We start from the raw sequence: 4556 nt of genomic DNA, 5'->3' as shown, positions 1-4556 counted from the left end.
TGGCTGTCGGCCAACCACGACGAAAAAGAATTCCCGAACCCCGACGAGATCATCCTGGACCGCGCGCCCAACCGGCACGTCGCGTTCGGGCTCGGGCCGCACCGCTGCATCGGCTCGCACCTCGCGCGCCTGATGGCCGAGGTCATGGTGAAAGCCGTCCTCGACCGCATCCCCGACTACCGAGTCGACGTCGACAACGTCCACCAATACCTCGGCAACCCCAGCATGACCGGGCTCGGCACGCTGCCGGTCACCTTCACCCCCGGAGCGAAACGAGGCTAGATGCACGCCAACCCGATGACACACATGCTGGGTCCGTTCACCCGCACCGGCGGCTTCTACGCCCGCTCCTGGGGCACCTACCTGGACCGTCAGCCCGACGAGCTGCCGGTGGCCCGGCCCACCATCGCGCTCGCGGCCCAGGCCTTCCGCGACGAGATCCTGCTCAGCGGCTTCAGCCTGCTGCGTCGGGCCCCCGACTCCAAGACCCTCGAACGGATCGACACCGAAGTGCTTGCCGCACAAGCCTTCTACAAAGACAAGGGCTGGCTCGACAACCCCGAGGGATTCTTCGCCCCGCCCCCGCCCCCCACCGACGTCACCGTCAAACGCGTGAGCAGCATGGGACGCAACTACGAGCGGCTGTCCTTCGACAGCGACTACGAACCCCTCGACGGCGAACCCGGCCGGGAACGGTGGCGCAGCTACACCGGCAACGACCGCGAATACGCCCTGATGTTCCGGCACCGCCGGCCGCGGCCGTGGCTGATCTGCATCCACGGCGCGGAGATGGGACGGGCTGCGCTCGACCCCATGCTGTTTCATGCCTGGCACCTGTACCGGCATCTCGACCTCAACGTCGTGCTACCGGTACTCCCCCTGCACGGCCCCCGAGCCAGCGGCGGGCCAAAGTTCCCCAGCGAGGACGTGCTCGACGACGTGCACGGCGCCGCGCAGTCGGTCTGGGACATCCGGCGGCTGATCAGCTGGATCCGCGCGCAGCAGCCCGACGCGGCGATCGGGGTCAACGGCATCTCCCTCGGCGGCCTGATTTCGTCGCTGGTCGCCAGCCTCGACGACGGCCTCACCTGCGCCATCCTCGGCGTGCCCGCCGTCGACCTGGTGAACCTGGTCGGCCGTCACGCCGGCCTCAGCGGCCACACCGGTCTGCGCCACACGATGGACTCGGCCAAGCCCCTCGGCCGGATGATCTCGCCGCTGGCGCTGACCCCGCGCGTGCCCAAAAAGGGCCGCTTCATCTACGCCGGCCTCGCCGACCGCCTGGTGCACCCGCGCGACCAGGTCACCCGACTCTGGGAGCACTGGGGCAAACCCGAAATCCACTGGTACCCAGGCGGTCACACCGGATTCTTCCGCTCGCGGCCCGTACAGCGTTTCATCGACGACGCGCTCGTGCAATCGGGGCTGGCCGACAAGCGATGACCGCCTCCTACCTGCGCTGGATAGCGGCCAACGCGGCCAAGCCATTGGTCCACGCCTATCGGCGCACCGGCGCCGACGTTCCCTTCGGCGACCCGGTCCCTTCGCACGGCACCGAAATGGAGGGCTGGTTCTGGCGCCTCACCGACGCCGCCTCGGGTCGCGTCGTCGTCGCGCTGTGCAGTGTGAACCGGCACCCGGACGGCGACTGGGCCACCGTCGCGGTCGCGCTGCATCCCGGCGACGTGGTGCGCTCCGCGGTCGTGGATGCTGCCGAGGCCGAGTCGTCGACCTTCTCGGTGCACGCCGGGACCTTCCCCGACGCGCGTCTGGCGGCGTACCTCGATCGACTCCAGATCGACCTCGACGGAATCCACCTCGATTTGCATTTCACCGATCCGTTCAACTGGCCCAAGGCCTTCGGCGGCGGCGGCGTCTTCTCGTCGGTGCCGTTTCTGAACCAGTACTGGCATCCCTACCGGCTCGGCGGAAAGGCCACCGGCACAGTCGAATTCCGCGACCGTACGTGGTCGTTCAGTGACGCCCGGCTCTACACGGAACGCAACTGGGGTGCGGGCTTCCCCGAGCGGTGGTGGTGGGGTCAGGCCCACGATTTCGGCGACGCCGACGTCTCGGTCGCGTTCTCGGGGGGCCTGCTTCAGCTCGGCCCGATCCGCAGGGACGTCACCGGAGTCGTCGTGCGCCTCGGCGACCGTGTCATCCGGATCACCCCGCCGGCGCCCGTGCGATCGGAGGTCGGCGACGGGCGCTGGAGCGTGTCCGCGCGCACCCGCCGCTACCACATCGAGCTGGACGGGGACGGCACCCGCGCGGACCCGCACGTCTTGCCGGTGCCGCTGCCCGCGCAGCGGCGCAACATCGACACCGACTTCGAGCACCTCGCCGGTCGATTGCGTTGCCGTGTGCGCGAATACGGCGAGGTGGTGTTCGACGGCACCTGCGAGCTGGCCGGCCTGGAGGTCGGCAGCCGGCCGGCCTAGATCGTCACGACGCCGTCCCTCTCATACCACCTGGCCACCACCCGGTAGAGTCACGAACTCGTGCGAATCGCAGTGACTGGTGGCACCGGGTATCTCGGTGCGCACATCGTCCGTGGCCTACTGAGCGCCGGCCATGAGGTGCGGCTTCTGGCCGAGCACGGCTGGGAGAATCCCGAACTGCTGCGCAGGTTTTCCGAATTCGGCTCGATAACCGTGTTAACCGGCGACGTTCGCGAGCCCGATACCGTGTCGACGCTGCTGGACGGCTGTGACGCCGTCCTGCACGCCGCCAGCGTGGTCGGGACCGACAGCCGGCGTGAGAACCTGATGTGGGAGATCAACGCGTTCGCTGCCGAGTCGATCCTGCGTCAGGCACACGACCGCGGGCTGGACCCGATCGTCACGATCAACAGCTACGCCTCCCTCTTCTCGCCGGAGGTCTCGGTGATCGGGCCGGATACCCCCACGGCGGCGGGTAGGTCGGCCTACGCCAAGACGAAGGGTTACGCCGACCGTGCTGCCCGGCGGCTGCAAGACGAGGGGACGCCGGTCGTCATCACCTATCCGTCCAGCGTGGTCGGTCCGGCCTTGGCGACCGCCCCGGGCATCACCGAACAGGGTTGGGCGCCGATCATCCGCGCTGGTGTGGCGCCGCGACTGCGGCACGCTGGAATGATGATGGTCGACGTGCGCGACGTCGCCGATGTGCATGTCGCGTCGATGCGCCCAGGCCACGGCGCAAAACGATACGTGTGCGGCGGCGTGATGCTGAGCTTCGATGAGATGATCGATGCGCTCGAGGCGGGCTCCGGCCGTCACATCAGGCGAATCCCGTTGAACGGAGCGGTGTTTCGGGCCCTGGGTAGGGTCGCGGACGCCGTCGGGGACCGCCTTCCACTCGGGGCCGGATTTAGTTTCGAAGCGGCACAACTGCTCACCGCGGCGACACCGACCGATGACTCCCGCACACTGGCCGAGCTGGGGGTGACCTGGCGCCCGCCGCACGAGGCGATTATCGCGACGTTCGCCCGCCGCGGCGGAGACGAAGCCGCTTTCCGGCCCTGACGCCGGAAGCCGTCGGCAACCGGTCGAAGGCGTCCTCCCGCTGGGAAAGTCCGGCGGCCGTGATGATCACGACGCCGTGGCGTATTGCAGCACGGGCTCCGACGAATCGACGTGGCTGCCACTGATGATCCGCAACCGGTTCGGCCGCACCTCGTAGACGACGCCGTCGACCGGGTTAGTGACATCGAAACCGTCCCCGGCGCGCTCGGCGTTCGACAGCTCGATGTGCGCGCCGTCCCTGATCCGCTCGCCGCGGTAGTAGTAACTGCCGCTGAGGTTTTCACACACCACGGCCAGCGACTTGGCGGTCCGCACCACGGCGGCCGGCGGGTTGCCCGGATCGCAGCGGGCCGTCTCGCCGACGAACCCCAACCCGTCGGCGCCGCGCACAGGAGCGGACAGCGTCGGCGTCTTCGGCGGCGGCGCGCTGGACGGGGCGGGCGATGGCGCCTGAGCCGTCCGAGCGGGCGTCGAGCCGCCTCTCGTCAACGCCGACGCCAGAGCCACCACGAGCCCTGCCACCACCAGCACGACCGCCGCCGCCGTGATCACGAACGCTCCGCGGCCGCCAACGGGCCGCCAACCGTCCGGCCGCGACTGCGGATCAACAACCGGATACGGGCTAAAGCCGGTGTCGTCCGGGTTCGGATAGACCGCCTCGAACGGGCGGGTGCCAAGGGGGCCCGCGCCGGCACCGACCGCGACCGGCTCGTACGCCGCGTTCACGGCCTCGCTGGCGGCCCGGGCGAGTTCACCCGCGGACGCAAAACGCGCCTCACGCCGTTTGGCCATGCCCACGGCGATGACGTCGTCGAAGGCCCGGCCCACGCCGCGACGCATGATGCTGGGTCGCGGCGCCGGCGAGAGTAGGTGGGCGCTCCTCAGCTCGGCCGGGTCGGACGCCTCGAACGGAGGCTGACCGGTCAGGCACTCGTAGAGCAGGCACGCCAGGGAGTACACGTCGGTCTGCGGCCCGACCCGGCCGGTGGTGAACCGCTCGGGCGCCATATACACCCGCGACGGGTCGCCGTGCCCGAGACCGAAGTCGAC

5 protein-coding genes are annotated in these 4556 nt (G+C 69.5%); 4 read left to right on the top strand and 1 reads right to left on the bottom strand.

Features of this window, described 5'->3' with window-relative positions; all coding sequences use genetic code 11:
- The 4 genes from A9X05_RS05480 to A9X05_RS05465 all read left to right on the top strand — a co-directional run.
- The coding region (locus tag A9X05_RS05480) for a cytochrome P450 (RefSeq protein ID WP_156736491.1) at window positions 1-282 on the top strand (282 nt) is incomplete at its 5' end.
- Window positions 283-1443, top strand: a complete 1161-nt coding sequence (locus A9X05_RS05475; RefSeq protein ID WP_067779810.1) for an alpha/beta hydrolase — start codon at window positions 283-285, stop codon at window positions 1441-1443. It abuts the gene before it with no gap.
- On the top strand, window positions 1440-2441 hold the full coding sequence (locus tag A9X05_RS05470) for a tocopherol cyclase family protein (protein ID WP_067779807.1): 1002 nt from the start codon (window positions 1440-1442) through the stop codon (window positions 2439-2441). Before A9X05_RS05475 ends, A9X05_RS05470 begins: the two co-directional genes overlap by 4 nt.
- A 60-nt stretch (window positions 2442-2501) precedes the next feature.
- Window positions 2502-3506, top strand: coding sequence for an NAD-dependent epimerase/dehydratase family protein (locus A9X05_RS05465; RefSeq protein WP_067779805.1), 1005 nt, complete (start codon window positions 2502-2504; stop codon window positions 3504-3506).
- Between the two features lie 66 nt (window positions 3507-3572).
- On the opposite strand, the gene A9X05_RS05460 is transcribed toward A9X05_RS05465, so the two are convergent.
- Window positions 3573-4556: protein kinase (locus tag A9X05_RS05460; protein ID WP_067779802.1), on the bottom strand; the 984-nt coding region annotated here is incomplete at its 5' end.

It is taken from the genome of Mycobacterium sp. E3298 (assembly GCF_001666895.1).
Taxonomy (GTDB): Bacteria; Actinomycetota; Actinomycetes; order Mycobacteriales; family Mycobacteriaceae; genus Mycobacterium.
This window is presented reverse-complemented; position numbering and strand designations above follow the sequence as displayed.

Coding starts and splice junctions, on each gene's coding strand:
- A9X05_RS05470 (WP_067779807.1), top strand. CDS start 1,440: ATGACCGCCTCCTACCTGCGCTGGATAGCGGCCAACGCGGCCAAGCCA.
- A9X05_RS05475 (WP_067779810.1), top strand. CDS start 283: ATGCACGCCAACCCGATGACACACATGCTGGGTCCGTTCACCCGCACC.